General features: G+C 70.6%; 16 protein-coding genes. 2 read left to right on the top strand and 14 right to left on the bottom strand.

Annotated features, from left to right (window positions below; translation table 11 throughout):
- The first annotated feature begins 697 nt into the window (after positions 1 to 697).
- Positions 698 to 1261 (top strand): dihydrofolate reductase family protein, encoded by a 564-nt coding sequence (locus M4V62_RS06465; protein WP_249586254.1) that lies wholly within the window; start codon positions 698 to 700, stop codon positions 1259 to 1261.
- A gap of 57 nt (positions 1262 to 1318) precedes the next feature.
- On the opposite strand, the gene M4V62_RS06460 is transcribed toward M4V62_RS06465, so the two are convergent.
- Complete coding sequence (locus M4V62_RS06460; RefSeq protein WP_249586253.1) at positions 1319 to 2551, bottom strand: cytochrome P450; 1233 nt, start codon at positions 2549 to 2551, stop codon at positions 1319 to 1321.
- A gap of 53 nt (positions 2552 to 2604) precedes the next feature.
- Positions 2605 to 3300 carry a tRNA-dependent cyclodipeptide synthase gene (locus M4V62_RS06455; RefSeq protein WP_249586252.1) on the bottom strand — a complete coding sequence of 232 codons (696 nt, stop codon included), beginning with the start codon at positions 3298 to 3300 and terminating at the stop codon, positions 2605 to 2607.
- A 249-nt stretch (positions 3301 to 3549) separates the two neighbouring features.
- Here M4V62_RS06455 and M4V62_RS06450 point away from each other — a divergent pair, with 249 nt between their 5' ends.
- The gene (locus tag M4V62_RS06450) at positions 3550 to 5631 is read left to right on the top strand and encodes a glycoside hydrolase (RefSeq protein ID WP_249586251.1); all 2082 of its coding nucleotides are present in this window, start codon (positions 3550 to 3552) and stop codon (positions 5629 to 5631) included.
- A gap of 55 nt (positions 5632 to 5686) precedes the next feature.
- Here M4V62_RS06450 and M4V62_RS06445 read toward each other — a convergent pair whose 3' ends face one another.
- From M4V62_RS06445 to M4V62_RS06390, 12 genes are all read right to left on the bottom strand, one after another.
- A complete protein-coding gene (locus tag M4V62_RS06445; RefSeq protein WP_249586250.1) occupies positions 5687 to 8392 on the bottom strand; it encodes a fumarate reductase/succinate dehydrogenase flavoprotein subunit in 2706 nt (901 codons plus the stop codon).
- A gap of 42 nt (positions 8393 to 8434) precedes the next feature.
- Positions 8435 to 9235 (bottom strand): ABC transporter ATP-binding protein, encoded by an 801-nt coding sequence (locus tag M4V62_RS06440; RefSeq protein ID WP_249586249.1) that lies wholly within the window; start codon positions 9233 to 9235, stop codon positions 8435 to 8437.
- 4 nt (positions 9236 to 9239) lie between these two features.
- Entirely contained in the window at positions 9240 to 10142 is a 903-nt protein-coding gene (locus tag M4V62_RS06435; protein ID WP_249586248.1) for an ABC transporter permease, read from the bottom strand.
- The gene (locus tag M4V62_RS06430) at positions 10139 to 11488 is read right to left on the bottom strand and encodes an ABC transporter substrate-binding protein (RefSeq protein WP_249586247.1); all 1350 of its coding nucleotides are present in this window, start codon (positions 11486 to 11488) and stop codon (positions 10139 to 10141) included. Before M4V62_RS06430 ends, M4V62_RS06435 begins: the two co-directional genes overlap by 4 nt.
- Positions 11489 to 11528: 40 nt before the next feature.
- On the bottom strand, positions 11529 to 11756 hold the full coding sequence (locus M4V62_RS06425; protein ID WP_249586246.1) for a 4Fe-4S dicluster domain-containing protein: 228 nt from the start codon (positions 11754 to 11756) through the stop codon (positions 11529 to 11531).
- Positions 11757 to 11790: 34 nt separating this feature from the next.
- Entirely contained in the window at positions 11791 to 12561 is a 771-nt protein-coding gene (locus M4V62_RS06420; protein ID WP_249586245.1) for a GntR family transcriptional regulator, read from the bottom strand.
- Between the two features lie 191 nt (positions 12562 to 12752).
- Complete coding sequence (locus M4V62_RS06415; RefSeq protein WP_249586244.1) at positions 12753 to 13514, bottom strand: GAF and ANTAR domain-containing protein; 762 nt, start codon at positions 13512 to 13514, stop codon at positions 12753 to 12755.
- Positions 13515 to 13747: 233 nt separating this feature from the next.
- On the bottom strand, positions 13748 to 14551 hold the full coding sequence (locus tag M4V62_RS06410) for a DUF1295 domain-containing protein (protein ID WP_249586243.1): 804 nt from the start codon (positions 14549 to 14551) through the stop codon (positions 13748 to 13750).
- Complete coding sequence (locus M4V62_RS06405) at positions 14548 to 15837, bottom strand: SAM-dependent methyltransferase (protein WP_249586242.1); 1290 nt, start codon at positions 15835 to 15837, stop codon at positions 14548 to 14550. The genes M4V62_RS06410 and M4V62_RS06405 overlap by 4 nt, the downstream gene beginning before the upstream one ends.
- Complete coding sequence (locus M4V62_RS06400) at positions 15834 to 17135, bottom strand: class I SAM-dependent methyltransferase (RefSeq protein WP_425575323.1); 1302 nt, start codon at positions 17133 to 17135, stop codon at positions 15834 to 15836. Before M4V62_RS06400 ends, M4V62_RS06405 begins: the two co-directional genes overlap by 4 nt.
- Positions 17132 to 17893, bottom strand: coding sequence for a DUF1365 domain-containing protein (locus M4V62_RS06395; protein ID WP_249586241.1), 762 nt, complete (start codon positions 17891 to 17893; stop codon positions 17132 to 17134). The genes M4V62_RS06400 and M4V62_RS06395 overlap by 4 nt, the downstream gene beginning before the upstream one ends.
- Positions 17890 to 19203: an NAD(P)/FAD-dependent oxidoreductase gene (locus tag M4V62_RS06390; RefSeq protein WP_249586240.1), complete on the bottom strand. Its 1314-nt coding sequence runs from the start codon at positions 19201 to 19203 to the stop codon at positions 17890 to 17892. Before M4V62_RS06390 ends, M4V62_RS06395 begins: the two co-directional genes overlap by 4 nt.
- Positions 19204 to 19326: the final 123 nt, after the last annotated feature.

The raw sequence follows: 19326 nt of genomic DNA, 5'->3' as shown, positions 1-19326 counted from the left end.
CCCGCCTCCCACGCATGACGTGCCTGTTGTGTCAGCGCCAGTTGAACAGCCAGTTGAACAACCCACCCGAACCCGTCGAAACCCCGGATGCTCCCCGCACCCAAGGCCCCCTTTCGGCGGGCTCCAAGAAATTGATCATCCCCGCGTTCGGTGCAGGGGACGAGGCTGGTGGCTTTCCGTAGCGCCGGATCCAAAGATCATTAATTGGTCGCCTCGTGACGAACAGCTGAAGCACGGTCAATCTAGACCATCGGGACCGGGTTGGAGAGGGGGATGTGTGCAATTTGTGCTCAAGCTTTGAAACTGGCTCCATCTGTCGGTCACGACCTTTGGGTGCGGTGACGAAGAGGGTGCGCCTCGACCTGTGGCAACGGGGTCCCTGAACTGCCCGCGCCCGCAAGGCCCGCGCGGCTCCAGGCGCTCGCCCGGCCCGGACAGGCTTCTACGCGGCAGCGATCGGCGCGCCGCGACGGACCCGCCGGCGGACTCGGCATTGGCGGGATTTCGCCTCTGTGTTGTAGCGGGTTACCCGGGTCGCGTTCTGCGCGCTCGTGGAACACCATCCAGAATTCCGGGAACTTGCTGCGAATCCGCCAAAGGCCGGGAGAATTCGGCCCCGGGGATCCCGCGCGTCGCGATGAGTCCCGTGGTGTCCGGCGGTCGTACTGTCGAACCCCGTCACCGAGGAGGACTTCTGATGCGCAGCGTGACCTATTCGATGAACGTCTCACTCGACGGCTACATCGTCGGACCGGACGGCGGCTTCGACTGGACGGGGCCCGACCCGGAGGTCTTTCGCTTCTGGATCGACGACATCCGAGAGGTCGGCGTCCACCTGCTCGGACGACGGCTGTACGAGACGATGCTGTACTGGGAGACCGCCGAGCAGGATTCCTCGCTCGACGCGGCGACGCTCGAGTGGATCGCCCTGTGGAACCCGCTCCCGAAGGTCGTGTTCTCCAGGACGCTGTCGGAGGTGCAGGGCCACGCCCGCCTGGCCTCCGGCGGTCTGGCGGAGGAGATCGAGCGGTTGCGGTCCGAGCCGGGGGAGGGCGAGATCGCGATCGGCGGCGCGACCCTCGCCGCCGAGGCGGCCGCGGCGGGACTGATCGACGAGTACCGGACCATGGTCTACCCGGTGATGGTCGGAGGTGGCATTCCGTTCTTTCCCCGGAACGAGCGCCGGGTGGACCTCGAACTCGTCGAGACCCGCACCTTCGGCTCGAACGTCGTCTATCTCCGCCACCGCGTGGCGCGTTAGCCGGCTCGCCCGCCGAACCATGGAGGACGGCGGGCTCAGCCCGACAGGACGGCGGGCTCACCACAGCACGTGGAGCCGTTCCGGCACCCGTTTGATGTTCCCCGTCCGCCACACCAACTGGTCCACGGGCAGGGCCAACCGCAGCTCCGGCAGGCGCTCGAGCAGCACGCCGAGCGCCACGGCCGCGTGGACCCGGGAGATCGCCGACGCCGGGCAGAAGTGACGGCCGGCCCCGAAGGCCAGGTGCGGGTTGGACGCACGGTCGATGTCGAACCGCTCGGGGTCGTCGAAGTGCTCCGGGTCGAAGTTGGCGCCCTCGACGCAGACCAGGACCAGCTCCCCGGCACGGACCGTCACGTCCCCGACCCGCACGTCGTCGAGGGCGATCCGGGGCAGCCCGTCACCGATCGACAGCGTGCAGCGCATCAGCTCCTCCACCGCGCCCGGCATGAGCTCCGGCTGCTCCCGCAGCCGCCGCATCGCCTCCGGGTGCCGCACAAGGGTCAGCACGGCGTGCAGGAGGAACACGTACGTGCTCATGACGCCGGCCCCGAACAGGGAGGTCACCACGGCCGCCAGCATCTCGTCGGTCAGGGCCCCGCCGTCGCGCGCCGGATCGTCCCGCAGCTCGCACAGCCTGCGGATCAGCCCCGACCGGGAATCCCGGTCGGCCCGCACGTGCGCGAGCACATAGGCGAAGTCCTTGTCCCAGTTGGCGGTGCATCCGTCGAACACGGCGGGACTGGTGACGAAGCCGAGGTCCAGGCCCGATGTGAGCCGCCGCCAGTCCTTCCCCGGCAGGCCGAGCACTTCACAGACCATCGCGGCGGAGTACGGCTCCGCGAACCGCCCGCGCAGATCGACCGGTGGCCCTTCCTCGACCATGGCGTCGATCAACTCGTGCGCCCGCTCGCGCAGCCAATCGGCCGATGCGGGGCCGGACTTGGGACCGAAGGCACGCAGTACCTCCTGGTGGAGTCCGGCGCTGTTGATGTTCCCCATCGTGTTGACGACCTCGGGCGGGATCGTCAACGCGTACTGGCGGGGCACTCCGGGAGCGGCCGTCTCGCGCAGGCTGAAGCGTTCGTCCTCCAGGACCTGCCGGGCGAGCGCGTAGTTGGTGATCAGCCACGCGTCGTCGCCCGTGAGCGTGCGCACCCGGGCGATCGGGCTTTCCGCACGCAGCCGTGTGCACTCGGCGGGCACGACATCGCCTCGCCGGGACAGCGGCCACTCCACCGAGGCGTAGTCGGTGGCGTTCTTGGAGGATCCGGTGGCATGGGTCGACATGGGAGCTGCTCTCTTCTCGAAGTGGTGCCGTGTGCCATGAGTGACGCGGGTGATCAGTCCCGGCAGGCGACGACGACGGCGTAGCCCTGGTTGTCGTTCGGTCGCAGTCCCGCCTCACGGCCGCCGAACAACAGGCGTCCCAGGGCCAGGACGGAGTGATAGCAGTGGACGGAGGAGTCGACGCCCAGGATGCTCGGGCTGTCCACGAAGAAGGGCAGTTCGGCGTTGACGTAGTCCAGCGCCGTCTGCATCTGCGCGGCGGTGGGGGACGCTCCGGGGGTTAGCCGCTTGGAAAGGAACTGGTAGGCCATCCCGTCCCGGGCCGCGCGTAACTCCATGTCGACGCGGAGCGCGTCCCGCGTCCGCATGCGGACCTCCTGGTACGCGGGCTCCTCCACGAACGCGGACAGCGGCCTGGACCGCACCCGCTCCGCCGCGTGCCCGACGTCCTCCAGCGCACCCTGAATCCGCCGCCGGACGCCTCGGAGCTGCTTGGTCGCGCTCCTTCGCGCATCGGCGTGCTCGTATCCGAGGGCTTGGTACATCCCTTCCACGTGCAGATCCGCGTGGATGACGTCGACCTCGGCGAAGCGCTCCACCGCCCAGGAGATCGCGTGGGCCAGGCGTCGACGGCTGAAGTAGCTGTTGCCCGTGCTGATTCCGAAGAGGGCGTGGTCCCCCTGCCCCAAGATCGCCGCGCTCCGCGATCCGAACGGTACGGCTTCCACGGCGATGGCCGCTGCACTCATGTGATGTCTCTCTGTCGGTCCTTCGGCTACCGGGACCGTTTCCATGCGGAGCTACAGAAATGTGGCCCTGACCTTGGGAAACAGGGCGCGTAGGGATCAGTTCGGCGCGTGCGGGGGCGCAGTTCGATCTTAGGGACGAGCAGGAACGATGCCTCATCGCGGCCGTCGAACACCGCTGCGGTGCGAGGTAGTCACGGCGGAAGGGAGCCTCTTAGGAATCTCTTAAAAGCCCCTCGGATACTCGCGATCATGGAACAGGCCAAGAACGCCCCGCAGGGGGAGAGCGACGGATCTCCGGACCGCGTACGACACCGAGACGCCGCGGGAGTCGCGCGCAAGCGGCGCAACCGCGGTCTCGGGGTGGCCCTCGCGCTGGTCGTCACCGGGACCACCGCATCGGCGGGCTACGCCGTCGTCGTGGACGCCGATGCCAAGTCCTCGCAGGCCGCGCCCCCCAAGGTGCACGGCAGTTCCGTCGACTTCGCGGTGGCAGGCGGCAGCACCACGGTCGACACCTCCACGCTGCGGATCACGGGACGCACGGAAGGCGGGGGAGCAGTCCCCGTCTCCGCTGCCGCGGCCGACGACCTGGGCAGGCCGAGCCGGGTCGAGGTGGACGGTTCCCGTGCCCGGTGGTCGTATGCCGCCAAGGGCCTGCGGGTCACCGCCGCCAGTGAGGCGGGGCGGCTGCGGATGACGGTCCGGGCCGAGAAGGACGGCACCCTCGCTTGGCCCGTCTCCGGCAAGGGACCGGGCACCGACACCGCGAACGCCTCGCTGCAGGTGCCACGGGGCGAGGGTCTCTCCGTCCCGACCGCGGACCGGTTCTGGAACACGAAGGCAGCGGGTCTGGCCGGCACCGAGGCGGAACTGGCCACCGGCTCCCTGACCCTGCCGCTGTGGGGATACAGCTCGGGCGGACACGGCGTCAGCTACCTCGTGCCGGAGAGCATCGGCACGTCGCTGGCCTTCGCCTCGACGGGCGGGCGACTGAACGCGACGGCGAAGCATGAGTTCTCCCGGCGGGAAAAGACCCTCGGCTACACCGTCACCTTCGCTCTCACCTCTGGTTCCCCCGTCGCGCCGGGCGGCGACTACCGCCGATGGCTGCGTCAGCACGGCGAACTGCGCACCCTCAAGCAGAAGATCGCGAAGAACCCCGAGACCAGGAAACTGCTCGGGGCCGAGCACGCGTATCTGTGGGGCGGCGCGCGCGAGGCCAAGGCCGTCGAGAAGCTGCGCGAGCAGGGCAACACCCGGCTGTGGCTCGGCTATGACGCCGATGGCAGCCCCATGAGCAAGGAAGCGGTGGCGACCGCCAAGAAGCAGGGCTATCTCGTCGGCCCGTACGACACCTACGCCAACGGCCAGGACCCGGAATCCGCCGACACACCTGTGGCGAAGTGGCCGGACAAGGTCTACCCCGACTTCTGCGTGCGGGACTGGAAGGGCCGGATCAAGACGGGATTCGGGGACCGCGGCTGCTATCTCAGCTCGGAGGCGTTCGCCGAGTCCGAACCCGCCAAGCGCTATCTTGCCCGGCACGTGAAGGAAATGACCAAGAACGGCGTCAACAGCGTCTTTCTCGACGTCGACGCGGCGGGAGAGCTCTTCGCGGACTTCTCCGAGAACCACCCGATGACCAAGAAGCAGGACCGGGCCAACCGCATGGAACGCATGCGCACGCTCGCGGACCGGGACGGCTTCGTCCTGGGATCGGAGTCCGCCGTCTCCTGGTCGGCTCCGGCGCTCGCGTTCAACCACGGGTCCCAGACGCCGGTGAACGACGGCCTGTGGCCGTTCCAGAAGGACAAGGAATGGGGTGCCTACTATCCCGACGACGCTCCCGGATTCTTCTTCAGGCCCACGACACTTCCCCACGCGCTGGCCAAGTCGATGTACGACCCCGCCTACCGCGTGCCCCTCTACCAGACCGCGCTGCACGACTCCCTCATCAGCACCGACCGCTGGGAAATGCCCTACGACAAGTTCCCCGCGCAGAAGCGGGACCGCGCACTGATGTCCGTGCTCTACAACACTCCGCTCAACTTCGTTCTCGGCGAGGAGAATCTGGACACCACGGGAAGGGAGATGGCCGGACTCCAGCGGTACTTCGCCCCGCTGCACAAGGCGGCCGGCACGGAACGGATGACCGACTTCCGTCGGCTGACCAAGGACCACACGGTCCAGCGTTCGGTCTTCGGCGACGGCACCCTGACGGTGACGGCCAACTTCGGAACGAAGGCGTACGACGGCCTGCCGGCCGGATGCGTGGATGCCGAGCTGAAGACGGATCCCCGGCCGCGCCGCCTCTGCCCGGCCGACGGCTGACGGCTGACGGCACGGTGGATCGGACCTGTTCGCGCACGCCAAGAGTTCGCCCACGCTAAGAGGCTGAGGCAGGCGCAGCCGCCCGGGCGGCGTAGGCGCGGACGTCCGCGTCCGGGTCCAGGACCGCCGACGCGAGCGCCGTGCGGGCGGCCTCGTGCGGCGCGTGCCGGAGGAGGGCGAGGACCGCGGCCTTGCGGACGTCGGCGTTGGGGTCGGCGAGTGCCGTGGACAGGGCGGGTACGGCGCTTCGGGGGTCGGCCGCGCCCAGTGCCGCCGCCGCGCCCGTGCGGACCTGCCAGGACGGGGCGGCCAGTGCGTCCACCGCCCTGACGTCGTACGGAGTGGGGCAGCCCACGGATGCCAGGGCGGTGAAGGCTGCCGCGCGGACCAGGATGTCCACGTCGCCGAGCAGCGGAGCCAGTGCCTCCGGGGTGTCGAGGCCGCGTGCCACCGTGACGCGCACCTCGCGGGCCGGGTCGACGGCGGCGCGGGCGACCGTGTCGAGGGCGCCGACCGAGACCAGGGCGCGCACCGACGCGATGCGGACCTCGATGTCCGGATCGGCGAGCGCGGGGGCGTACGCGGTGGCCTCACCGAGGCGTAGGGCGCGCAAGACGTCCAGCGCCGTCGCCCGGACCACGGCGTCCCCATGGCCGAGGGCGCTGAGCAGGCCCCGGGACAAGTCCTCCTCCGGGGGCAGGACTTCGACCAGTTCGCGCAGGGACGCGGCAGCGGCGCCGCGCACCCCCGCATCCGTGTCCGACAGTGTCTCGGCGAGCGCCGGGCCCGTCCCCGTGGGGACGGTCTCGGTGAGCGCGGCCACGGCCGCCCGGCGCACGGCCGGGTCCGGGTCGGTCAAGAAAGGTCGCAGTAGGGGGAGTTCGGGCTCGGTGTCGCTGAGAGCCAGCAGTTCCAGGATGCGTGGGGAGTGAGAGGCGGCGGTCTCCCGTGCGGGTGCGCCGCTGCTGCGGGTGCCCGATCCGACCGGGGCGACGTCGCGCTGCCCCGCGGTGGCCACCTGCTCCGGGTGCACCTCGCCCAGATGGCGTGAGGCTCCGCCGCCCGGCGTGAACTCGGCGACCGGGACCAGGTAGGGCTCCACCGGCCGTGCCGTGAACTCCATGGCCCCGGAAGGGGACTTGCGCAGGTCCAGATGGTGCAGCCAGCCGTCGTCGTCGCGCTTCGGATGATCCGTGCGTTCGTGGTAGAGCCCCCAGCGCGACTCCGTGCGGGCCAGTGACGACCGGGCCGCCATCTCGGCGCAGTCCCGGATGAAGTGCACCTCGGCGCAGCGCATCAGCTCGTGCGGGGTCTGCGCGCCCATCTCGTCGATCTCGCCGCGCATCCGCTCGAAGTGGTCCACGGCCAGGGAGAGCCGGGCGCCCGACTTGGGCGGGGCGACGTAGTCGTTCACGAAGCGGCGCAGTTTGTACTCGACCTGCGGTTGCGGCGGTCCGTCCGGGTTGCGCAGCGGACGGTAGATCAGTTCGTGGGCGTCCACCACTTGTTGCTGCGGCAACTCGCCCTCGTACGCGGTGAATTGAGCGGCGTCCGCGCCCGCCAGGTCGCCGAAGACGAATGCGCCGATCATGTAGTTGTGGGGTACGCAGGCCAGGTCCCCGGCGGCGTACAGACCGGGCACGGTCGTGCGGGCGTGGTCGTCCACGCGGACGCCCGATGCCGAGTGGCCGCCGCACAGGCCGATCTCGGAGATGTGCATCTCGATGTCGTGGGTGCGGTAGTCGTGGCCGCGGTTCGCGTGGAAGGTCCCCCGCGTCGGGCGCTCGGTGGAGTGCAGGATGTTCTCGAGCGAGCTGATGGACTCTTCCGGGAGATGGCTGAGCTTGAGATACACCGGCCCGCGGTCGGAGGCGAGTTCGGCGGCGAACTCCGCCATCATCTGCCCCGACCAGTAGTCGGAGTCGACGAAGCGCTCGCCGTGCCGGTTGACCTGGTAGCCGCCGAAGGGGTTGGCGACATAGGCGCAGGCCGGGCCGTTGTAGTCCTTCATCAGCGGGTTGATCTGGAAGCACTCGATGCCGGTGAGCTCGGCGCCCGCGTGGTAGGCCATCGCGTAGCCGTCGCCCGCGTTGGTGGGGTTCTCGTACGTGCCGTAGAGGTAGCCGCTCGCCGGGAGGCCGAGGCGGCCGCACGCGCCCGTCGCGAGGATCACCGCTCCGGCGCGAACGGTCACGAACTCGCCCGTACGCGTGTTGAATCCGGCGGCGCCGACGGCCCTGCCGTCCGCCGTGAGCACCCGGACCGGCATCACGCGGTTCTCGATGCGGATGCGCTCGCGCATCTCGCGGCGGCGCAGCTGCCGGTAGAGGACCTTCTTCACGTCCTTGCCCTCGGGCATGGGCAGGACGTACGAACCGGAGCGGTGCACCTGGCGCACCGCGTACTCACCGTGCTCGTCCTTCTCGAACTTCACGCCGTACGACTCCAGGCGCTGCACCATCGAGAAGCCGCGGGTCGCCGTCTGGCGGACGGTGGACTGGTCGACGATGCCGTCGTTGGCGCGGGTGATCTCGGCGACGTAGTCGTCGGGTTCGGCGCGGCCGGGGATCACGGCGTTGTTGACGCCGTCCATGCCCATGGCGAGGGCGCCGGAGTGGCGGACGTGCGCCTTCTCCAGGAGCAGGACGTCCCGGCCCTGCTCGGCCGCGGTGAGCGCCGCCATCGTGCCGGCCGTTCCGCCGCCGATGACGAGGACGTCGCAGGAGAGCTCCTGGGCGTCGGTGACTGCGGGGATCTGCATGGAAGGGCCTCTCAGGCGCAGAGGGATCAGGCGCCGATGGGATCAGGCGCCGAGGGACGTCAGTACGGTGCGGCGCAGCTCGACGGTGGCGGGGTCGCCGTGGGACGTGCGATCACGCGGGCGCGGTACGTCGAGGACGCGGCCGGTGCCGGTGCCGGTGCCGGTCCCGGTGCCGAGCAGGGCGACGCGGTCGCCGAGGAAGAGCGCCTCGTCCACGTCGTGGGTGACGAAGACGACGGTCGCGCCCGTGCCGCGCAGCACATCGGCAAGCAACTGCTGCATCCCGGCCCTGGTCTGCGCGTCAAGGGCGCCGAACGGCTCGTCCATGAGCACGGCACGTGGCTCGCCCGCGAGGGCACGGGCGAGCTGCACACGCTGCCGCTGCCCACCCGAAACGCGGTGCGGCAGCTTGGCGCCGTGCCCGCCGAGGCCGACACGCTCCAGCCAGCCTTCGGCCTGCGCGCGACGCTCCCTTCGCCTCAACCCCTGGATGGCCAGAGGCAGTTCGACATTGGCCCGCAGCGTCCGCCAGGGCAGCAGCGCGTCGTCCTGGAAGATCAGCGCGCGTTCGGCGTGCGGCGCGGTGATGGGCCTCCCGTCCTGCTCGACCTCCCCGCCCAGCGGGGGCAGCAGCCCGGCGAGGGTGCGAAGCAGGGTGGACTTCCCGCACCCGGAAGGGCCGACGACGGTGAGGATCTCGCCCGGCGCGACGTCCAGTTCGAGCCCGTCGAGGACGACGGCGCCCTGCCGCCCGATCGACGCGTCGCGCAGCGTGAGCCGGGTGCCGCGCGGCGGGGTGAGGACGGGGGCGGGGCCGACGGTGGTCTCGGGGGGTGTGGTCATGGGGTCACGCCTCCTTGTGGACGCGGTCCGGCGTGCGTGACGCGGACACTCGGGGCACGGCCTCGTCGGCCTTCGACGTGGGAGAGCCGGGGTGCGGAGCCGCCCGCTGGTACCGGCGCGACGGCACCGGAGCCTCGCTGCGGAACTCCGTCCGCGGCAGCCACCGCGTGACACGGCGGCCGAGCACCTCCACCGCCGTCGACGTCAGCCACCCGAGTGCGCCGATCGTCACCATGCCGACGAAGACGCCGGGGTAGTCGACCACCGTGTAGTCCTGCCAGGTGCGGTAGCCCACCCCGTACTCGCCGGAGATCATCTCCGCCGAGATCACACAGATCCACGAGACGCCGATGCCCACGGAGAGCCCGCCGAGGATGCCGGGCAGCGCCCCCGGCAGGACCACCGAGCCGAGCACACGCCACCGGCCGCCGCCCAGCGTGAGGACGGCCTCCTCCCAGACCGGGGTCAGGGCGCGCACCGCGTGCCGGGTGGAGACCATGACGGGGAAGAACGCCGCGGTGAAGGTGATGAAGACGATGCCCTGCTCGTTGCTGGGGAAGAGCAGGATCGCCACCGGCACCAGGGCGATCGCCGGTATGGGCCGCAGCACTTCGAGGACGGGCCCGAGCAGGTCGGCGGCCAGGCGCGAGCGGGCGATCGCCGTGCCGACGGCCACCCCCGCGGCCGCCGCGAGCGCGAAGCCGGTGACGATGCGGCTGAGACTGTCGGTGAGGTCCTGCCAGTACGCCTCGCTGCCGATGCGCCGCCCGAACTCCCGCGTCACGTCGACGACCGTCGGGAACTGCTCGAAGCGCAGCCACAGATTGACGTCGAGCGCGGTGAGGAGCTGCCACAGGCCGAGCGCTCCGGCCAGTGACAGGAGGCGCAGTAGGTGACGCACCGTCATGATGCCTGCTTCAGGGCCTGGTTGTACGAGATGGTGCGAGCGCCCGGATGCGCGGCGGTGTAGGAGGCGGCGGTGGCGGGAGTGACGAAGGGCAGCAGTTTCGCGCCGTCGGCCACCCACACGGCCTTGTCGGCGAACCAGGGCGTCCCGGTGGTGGTGTCGGGGACGTACGCGGCACGCACCCTGCCCTCCCGGGTGGCTGCCTGGCGCAACAGCTCGGCCGGCGTGGCGAACGACCGGGTCCGGTCCTCGCCCTTCAGCCAGAGTTCGCTGCGCGGCGGCTTGGGGGTGGCGGCCCGCGCGGTCGCGTATCCGTCGCCGTACGCCTTCTTCACGTACCGCTCGTCGACGAAACCGTCCACGTCCACGTCGCCCACCAGCTTCGCCGACTTCAGCACGGGCACGTCCTTCTTCAACGCGGCCACCAGCGCGGGTTTGACCGTGGTGTCGAACGTGGCGATGCCGTGCGCGCCGTTGTAGAGGTAGACGACCTCGGGCGGAAGACCGGTGGCCTTCGCCACCGACTCGGCGGCGGCGACAGGACGCTTGTTGAGATGGTCGGTCGCCTTGGCCTGGGCGCGCAGGAAGTCCTCCAGGACCCCTGGCCTCTTCTGCGCGAAGTCCTCGCGTGCGGTGACCCCGTGGAAGGTCGGCAGATTCAGCTCCGCGCCGTCGTACAGCGCCCGGGCCCGGCCTTGGAAGGCGAGCAGACCGGGCCACGCGACGAACTGCGACAGCGCGTCCGCGCTGCCCGCCTGGAGCGCCGAAGCACCCACCGCGGGCTGCTGGTTGAGCTTGCGGATGTCGTCCTCGGGGTCGATGCCCGCCTGTCGCAGCGCCCGTACGAGAGTGCCGTCGGCGGCCGATCCGACGCTCGTCGAGACCTTCTTGCCGCGCAGGTCCTTGATCGACGAAAGCTTCGAACCGGTGCCGGTGACCACGGTGTTGAGGCCGCCCCGGAGGTTGTAGCCGGTGACGGAGACCAGTTTCGTGGGCCGGTTCAGCTGTGCGCCGCGGGCGGCGTTGATCAGGAGGGGGAAGTCGCCCATCGAACCGATGTCGATCTTCCCTGCGGTCATCTGCGCGGTGATCGGCGCACCGGTGGCGTAGTCCTGCCACTTCACCTTGTAGGTGACGCCCTCACGCTTGCCGCGCTCGGCGAGCTCGCGCTCGAAGTAGCCGAGCGACCGCAACAGCGTGCCCGCGGTGACGGTGTTGATGGTCTTGGACTGGTAGCCGATGGTGACGGTGACCGTGCCGGAGTCGTCCGCGCTCGCCCCGCCGCAGCCCGCCAGGGGGAAGGCAAGGAGGGCGGCCAGGGCGGCGCCGAGTGCCGTGCGTTTCATGGGAGTGGGAACCTCTCGACCTTCGCCGACTTTGCCGGCTTCACCGGAGCAGATAGGGCATGTTGACCGTGACCGCACCCGTGGGACAGCGGGCCGCGCACGGGCCGCAGTACCAGCACTCGTCGACGTGCATGAAGGCCTTGCCGCTCTCCGGGTTGATCGCGAGCGAGTCGAGCGGACACATGTCGACGCAGAGGGTGCAGCCGTCGATGCACTTCGACTCGTCGATGGTCACGGGCACGTCGGCGCGCTGGGGGGCCAGAGGCATGGCTGTCTCCCGGGAAGAGGTGGCGGGTGAGGAATCAGAGGGCGCGGTGGAGCAGCCCGCTCATGGAGATGCGGTCACCGCGGAAGCGGATGAACTCCAGGTCCACGGGGCGCCCGTCGGACAACGAGGTGAGGCGTTCGAGCATGAGGACGGCGACACCGCGCGGGGCCTCGAGAACGGCGGCGGAGTGCACGTCGGCGTTGACGGCCTCCAGGGTGATCTCGGCCGTGCCGAGCGGCTGCCCGGTCAGGGTCTCCAGGAGCCGGAACACATCGGTGTTCTCCAGGTCGCAGCCGATGAGACCGGCGCCGATGTCCATCGGGATGTAGGTGAGGTCGAGGGAGAGCGGCAGGCCGCCCAGCCGGCGCAGCCGCTCGATGTAGAGCACGTCGGTGTGCTCCACCAGGCCGAGACGCCGGGCCACGGGTGCGGGCGCCGGGACGGGACCGACCGTACGGACTTCGTTGGTGACGTCGCCGTGTTCGTGCAGGGTCTCGGCCAGGCCCTGGAGCCGGTCGAGGCCGTGCGGATACTTCTCGGACACCACGACCGTGCCGACGCCGGGCTGCCGTTCGAGCAGCCCTTCCGTACGGAGGAGGTCCAGCGCCTGCCGGACGGTGTTCCGGGAGACGTGGTAGTCGCTGCCGATCGCGCCCTCGAGCGGAAGGACGCCGCTGGGGAAGCCCCCGGTGCGCACCTGGTGGCGCAGCAGGTCGGCGAGCTGCCGCGCCTGGTCCGCGCGCAGCCGGCGCCGTCGTGCGGCGGCGACCGGCACGGTGTGCTCGCGGATACGTTCGGCTGGCATGCGAGGGACCATACCGACGTGTTCACGGCCGTGGTGTTGCCGGAGTATTGCGCCACTCAACGCACCACGCGCACCGCCTCTGACCTGCGTGTTCGCGAGGCTTTCGGGGAGATCTGCCAGGGGGAGCCCTGGATTGTGCACCGTCGAGCGGCAGCTGCTGATGCCCGGCGCCCGCCGCGGTGCGGGAGAGCTCAGCGTTCGGGGGCGAGCAGGGTGTGTGCGACGGCGCCGTCCAGGACCTGGCGGGCCACATCGGAGAGCTTGAGCTGCCGGTTGCGGGCATACGTCCGCATGCGGATCAAGGCCTGATCCGCGGTGCAGCCGCGGGAGTTGGAGAGGAATCCCTTGGCCTGCTCTATGACGATCTGGGATTCCAGGGAGTCCTGGAGCCGCGCGATCTGCGTCTTCTGTCCTTGCAGCACCTGCTGCTGGATCACGCACATGGCGGCGGTGTCCGCCAGCGCCTTGGCCAGCCGCAGCTGGACGTCGTCCAGCGGTCTCGGCCGGTCGTGGAGGAGGCTCAGGGCGCCGACCACCGTGTCCTGGCAGCGCAGCGGTACCGTCGCGACCGAGGTGAAGCCGAGGAGCAGGGCGCGTGGTGTGAAGCGCGGCCACCGTGGACAGGCGTCGTCGGCGTCCAGCCGGGTCTCCGAGACGTGCGCCGGGGAGCGGCGGCAGTCCAGGCTCGGGCCCTCGTCCCATTCGATGCCGAACAGCTCCAGTGCGCGGGTGTACTCGTCGGAGGCCACGACGTCCACACCCGGGCCGTGCGGAACGTCAAGGAGGACCCCGGCCGCCGAGACGTCGAGGAGGTCCACGCAGTGCTGGGACAGGGTGTGCAGGACGTCGGTCACGTTCACGTCCCGTACCAGCGGGCCGGTGAGATCCGTGAAGGCGGACGCGAGCCGCTTCTCGTGCTGCCTCTCGTGCTGCCTCTCGGACATGGCGGTCATGCCGCTTCTCCCTTCGCCCGATGCAGGCAACAGAGCTGAGTTCATGCTCCAGTTGAGGAATTCACGGAATCCACTCCACGCTACCGCGATCGGTCGTCGCATGTCGGACACGGCACGATCCAATGTGGTCGTTTTATGGCAAGGATCGCAATTGGCCGACACCCGCTCTTCCCCTCGGTTGAAAGCAGGATTGAAATCCTGTCAACTCCCGCTCCTCGCCGCGGCCCCTTTCTTTACGGTGCCCGTGGTGGCCTCGGAAAGAATCCGCTGGTGCGCTTCCGGTAGGCGGCGTAACCGGGCCGGTCGGCCATGTGCCGTTCGAGGAGCGCCTTGCCGCTGCCCCGCGTCAGCAGGTACGTCATCGCCAGCGGGCCGATGATCGTGGCGGCGGCCGCCGCGGGTGCCTCGCAGGTGAGGAGGAAGAGGCCCCACCAGACACAGAAGTCACCGAAATAGTTCGGATGGCGCGTCCAGGACCACAGGCCGCGGTCCATGAGACGGCCCTTGTTGGCCGGGTCCGCCTTGAACCGGGCGAGTTGGAAGTCCCCGACCGACTCGAAGACCAGACCGACCAGCCACAGGAGTACTCCGGCGGCGGCGAGCACACCCACCGGTCCGGAGATGTAGGCGGCGGCCTGCACGGGCAGGGACACCAGCCAGACCAGACCGCCCTGCAACAGATAGACCATGCGCAGGGCGTACGCGTCCTTGCTGCCCGGAGCCTTGGACAGCAGCCGCTCGTAACGCGGATCCTCGCCGTGGCCCCGGGCGCGCCAGGCGATGTGCCCCGCGAGCCGCAGGCCCCACACCACCGTCAGGGCCGTCACGAGGAGCCGTCGCCCCTCGTCGCCGTGCCCGGACGAGAGGGCGTACGTCATGAGAGCGACGGCCGCGAAGGCGATCCCCCAGGCGATGTCCACCACGCGGTGCAGCCCACGGCGCAGCGCGAGCGCGAAGGTGGCAAGGAGCACGGCGAGGGCGGTGAGCGCGGCGAAGGCGAGATTGACGCCGAACGCGCCCCACGCGAAGCCGTTCACGACACGCCCTCCCCGCGGTACAGGGCGGCCGTCGTGACCGGCATACCCGACCAGCCCAGGTCACTGGTGCGTACGGCGAGAATCTGGTCGACGCCCATCCGCCGCTCCTCGAACGCGAGCGACCCGCCCACCAGGTACAGCCGCCAGGTCCTGGCCGCCTCCACGCCGACAAGACCGACGAACTCCTCCCAGCGCTCCTCCAGCGTGGCACGCCAGGCGGAGACGGTGCGCACGTAGTGCTCGCGCATCGACTCGGCCGAACGCACCTCGAAGCCCGCCCCCTCCCACAGGCCGATCGTCTCGCCGAGGGGACGCATGTGCATGTCCGGCGCGATGTACGACTCGATGAAGGCGCCCCCGCCGGGTGCCGTGGACCCGCGGGACATCTGCTGGACGAGTATCCGGCCCTGCGGCCGCAGCAGGCCGTGCAGTTGGGCCGCGAACCCCGGATACTCCGCGTCCCCGACGTGCTCGCCCATCTCGATCACGCTGATCGCCTCGTACTGTCCGCTCTCGATGGTGCGGTAGTGCCGAAGCTGTACGTCGACCTGGTCGCCGAGGCCGAGCTCGCGCACCCGCGCCCGGACGACGTCCCGCTGCTCGCGCGACAGCGTCACGGCCGTGACCTGCGCCTTGTGCTCCTGTGCCGCGTACAGGGCGAGCGCTCCCCAGCCGCAGCCGACGTCGAGCAGCCGGGAGCCGGGGGCGAGGCCCAGCTTCCGGCAGACCAGTTCCAGCTTGGCGCGCTGGGCCCGCGCGAGGCCGTGGCGCGGCTCCTCGCTCTCCCAGTAGGCGCAGGAGTACGCCATCGAGGGGTCGAGCAGCAGCTCGTAGAAGCGGTGGGAGACGTCGTAGTGGTGGCTGATGGCCGCACGGTCCCGGGCGGTGCTGTGCCGCACGCCCCGCAGCCGGGCCCGGCCCGCGGGCGCCTTCGGGGGCGGCCCCACGGCGCCGAGCCGGACCGCGGCCGCAAGGGCGGACGCCAGCTGCCCCGCGCCGGGCCGTGCGGGTGCGAGCCGCTGCTCCCGGGCTCCGGCCCACATGGCCCGCAGCCCGTCGGCGAGGTCGCCCTCGATGTCGAGGTCACCGGTGATGTACGCCTCGGCCAGGCCGAGTTCGCCCGGCTGCCACAGCAGACGGCGCAGCGCCCGGCGGGAGCGGACGATCACGACCGGGGCGTCCGGCGGTCCGCACTCGCTGCCGTCCCAGGCGCGCAGCCGGAGCGGCACGGGTCCGCCCAGCGCGTCGCAGAGAAGTCCGTTGAGTCGTTCGGCGGTCGAGGTCACTGTCCTGCTCCCTGTCCGGTCAGCTGGATCTGGTGCACGTCGAGGTAGCCGGAGCGGAAGCCCGCCTCGGAGTAGGCGAGGTAGAAGTCCCACATGCGACGGAAGGTGGCATCGAAGCCCAAGTCGCCCACGGCGTCGTCCTGTTGGGCGAAGCGCTCGCGCCACAGCGCCAGCGTCTGCGCGTAGTGCGCGCCGAATCCGTCGCACGCGGTGACCCGCAGCCCGGTGTGGGCGCGTGCGGTCTCCTCGACGGCGCGGACGGAGGGCAGTTGACCGCCGGGGAAGATGTACTTCTGCACCCAGGTGTAGGTGCTCCGGCTCGCGAGCATCCGGTCGTGCGGCATGGTGATCGCCTGGAGCGCCACCGAGCCGCCCGGCGCCAGCAAGGAGTCCAGGGTGCGGAAGAACGTGGGCCAGTACTCCGCCCCGACCGCCTCGATCATCTCCACGCTCGCGATCGCGTCGTATCTGCCGCGCACCTGGCGGTAGTCGCACAGCTCGATGCGGACCCGGTCCTCGTGGCCCGCCGCACGCACCCGTTCCCGGGCCAGGTCGCGCTGCTGGGCCGAGAGGGTGACCGAGTGGACGCTCGCTCCCCGCGCCGCCGCGCGGATGGCCAGGGCGCCCCAGCCCGTGCCGATCTCAAGCAGCCGCGTACCGGGTCCCGCACCGCACAGGTCGAGCATGCGGTCGATCTTGCGGTGCTGGCCTGTCTCCAGATCGGACCAGGCCGCGGGCAAGCCGTCGAAGAGAGCGGAGGAGTAACTCAGGGAGTCGTCGAGGAACAGGGCGAACAGGTCGTTCGACAGGTCGTAGTGGTGCCGGATGTTGGCCTGCGCGCCACTGGGGGTGTTGCGCTGCTCGGCCGGCTGCCTGGGGGCCCAGAGGGTGCGCAGCCGCTGCAGCGAGGGCGGTACCAGCGTGGCCGTGTGCTCGGCGAGCACGGTGAGCACCGCGACCAGCTCCCGCGCGTCCCACTCGTGCGCCATGTACGACTCGCCGAAGCCGACGAGCCCGTGCGTCGCGACGCGCCGCAGGAAGCTGTCGGGATCGCGCACCTCCAGCAACGGGCCGCCCCTGCCCAGGAGTTCAGCGCCGCCCATCGCCACCTGGAGCGGCAGCCCGTTCAGCGCACGGCGCACGACGGTCCGGGCCAGTGCCTGCCGCGCCGCGGAACACCGCGGAACGGCCACGACATCGGGCCACCGCTCGGCGTCGACCGCGACCCGCGCACGGGCGTCGCCGGACACACCGGACGGGCCGGACGCACTGGATACACCGGTTGTGGACGTACTCACTTCAGGCCCTCCTGGGGACGATGTCGGGGTCGCTTCTGCACGGGCAGACCGCGCAGCCACAGCGCGATGCCGTGGCGCCGGATGGCCGCCGAGACGGCGACCGTGGACCAGGGGTGGCGGACGGCCGCCCGCAGCAGCACACCGGTGGTCGCGGGGCGGCGCTCGCCGCGCACGGTCGCCGTGAACTTCCGGTGGCCGCCCTGGTCGAAGTGCAAGGTGACGGCGAGGCGTTCGCCCGGCGTGGGAAGCCGCATCCGGTACGCGCCGTCGACCGGGAAGAACGGCGAGACGTAGAACTCCTTGGCCACCTCGAACTCCTGGGGCGCGTCCGCGCTCTGCGCGGCGTCGGGCCCCAGGAGGTAGCAGTGCCGCTCGCCGTAGGTGTTGTGCACCTCGGCCACGACGCAGCGCAGCTCACCGCCGGGTCCGTGACACCAGTACAGGGACAGCGGATTGAAGACGTGTCCGAGGACCCGGGCATGGGCGAGCATCAGCACGCGCCCGCCGTCCAGCGTGATCCCGCGCGTGGCGAGAAAGGCATCGAGCCCCGCCCTGATGCCGGTGGCCGAGCCGCCGAAGTGGTCGCGTCCGTCGAAACGGGCCAACGGGCGCAGCAGGAAGGGAAGTCGGGGAGGTGCGGCCAGGTCGATCAGCCACAGGTACGTGCGGTGCGTGAGCCGGTAGTGACGCGGGCTTGTGCGGACGTGGGTGATGACGCTCGGATACAGCGCGGGCACCTGGCCGGGGGAGGCGTTCACCAGCGCACCCCCATCGCCAGGGCCGCCTCGACCCCCGAGCGGCAGCCGTCCTCGTGGAAACCCCAGCCGTGATAGGCGCCCGCGAAGGCGGTGACGGGGCCGTTCAGGGAGGAGAGCCTGCGCTGTGCGGCGAGCGACTGAGGGGTGTAGACGGGGTGTTCGTACGCCATCTCGGCCAGCACCCGGTCGGGGCTTACCTCGTCCTCGCCGCCCAGGGTCACCACGTACGTCTCGGGGGCGTCGAGCCGCTGCAGACGGGTCATGTCGTAGCTGACCCGCACGTGGTCGGTGGTGGCGCCGCATGAGGGGAGCAGATAGTTCCACGAGGCGCGCGCGGCGCGGCTGCGCGGCAGCACCGTGGTGTCGGTGTGCAGCAGGGCCGGGTTGCGGGAGTACCGGAAGGCCCCCAGGATCTCGCGTTCCTCGGTGGACGCGTCCGCCAGCAGACGCAGCGCCTGGTCCGGATGGACCGCGACGACCACGGAGTCGTACGTATCGGTCGTGCCGTCCACGGTGGTGAGGGTCACGCGGCCGTCACCACGGCGCACGGACCGCACCGGCATGGATGTGTGAACGGCCTGGAGCTGCTTGCCGATCCGCTCCACGTACTCCCTTGAGCCGCCCGCCACCGTGCGCCAGGCGGGAGACCCGGTCACCGTGAGCATCCCGTGGTGGTCCAGGAACCGGAACAGATAACGGGCCGGATAGCGCAGGGCCGTGCCCGGCGGGCAGGACCACACCGCCGACACGAGAGGCACCGCGAAGTGGCGCACGAAGTAGGGGGAGAAGCGGTGGCGCGTGAGGAACGCGCCGAACGTGGCGTCGCGTCCGGTGCCGTCCCCGTCGTCCCCGTCGTCCCCGTCGTCCGCGTCGTCCGGGTTCCGTGTCAGGGACTCCGATGCCCTGCGGTGGAAGCGAGGTATCTCGGAGAGCATCCGCAGGTACGGGCCGCGCAGCGCGTTGCGCGGCTGCGCGAACAGGCCGCGCGGGCCCCGCGCGCCCGCGTATTCGAGACCGCACCCCTCGCACCGCACGGACATGCTCATCTCCGTCGGCTGCGAGGTGACGGCCAGTTCCCGGAACAGGCGGAGCAGGTTCGGATAGGTGCGGGCGTTGTGCACGATGAAGCCGGAGTCCACGGCGCGTGTCCGGCCGTCCGACCCCGGGACGTCGTGGGTGTGCGCATGACCGCCGAGGCGGTCGTCCGCCTCGTAGAGGGTCACATCGTGTGCGGATCGCAGGATGTACGCGGCGGTGAGCCCCGCCACCCCGGATCCCACCACCGCCGTACGCCGTCGCTGTTCTCTCATGCCGTCCCATCTCCTCGTCCGGTGCCGCCGGACGTGCTCTGGAGATGATTCGGAGCGGGACGTGCCGCGGCTTGGTCAGGAGCGCGACGATCTCCGGCACCCGCGTCACAGCGTCACAGCGTC

Origin of the sequence: Streptomyces durmitorensis (assembly GCF_023498005.1) — a bacterium.
Taxonomy (GTDB): Bacteria; Actinomycetota; Actinomycetes; order Streptomycetales; family Streptomycetaceae; genus Streptomyces; species Streptomyces durmitorensis.
Note: the sequence above shows the minus strand (reverse complement) of the source record. Positions and strands in the feature narration are given on the sequence as shown.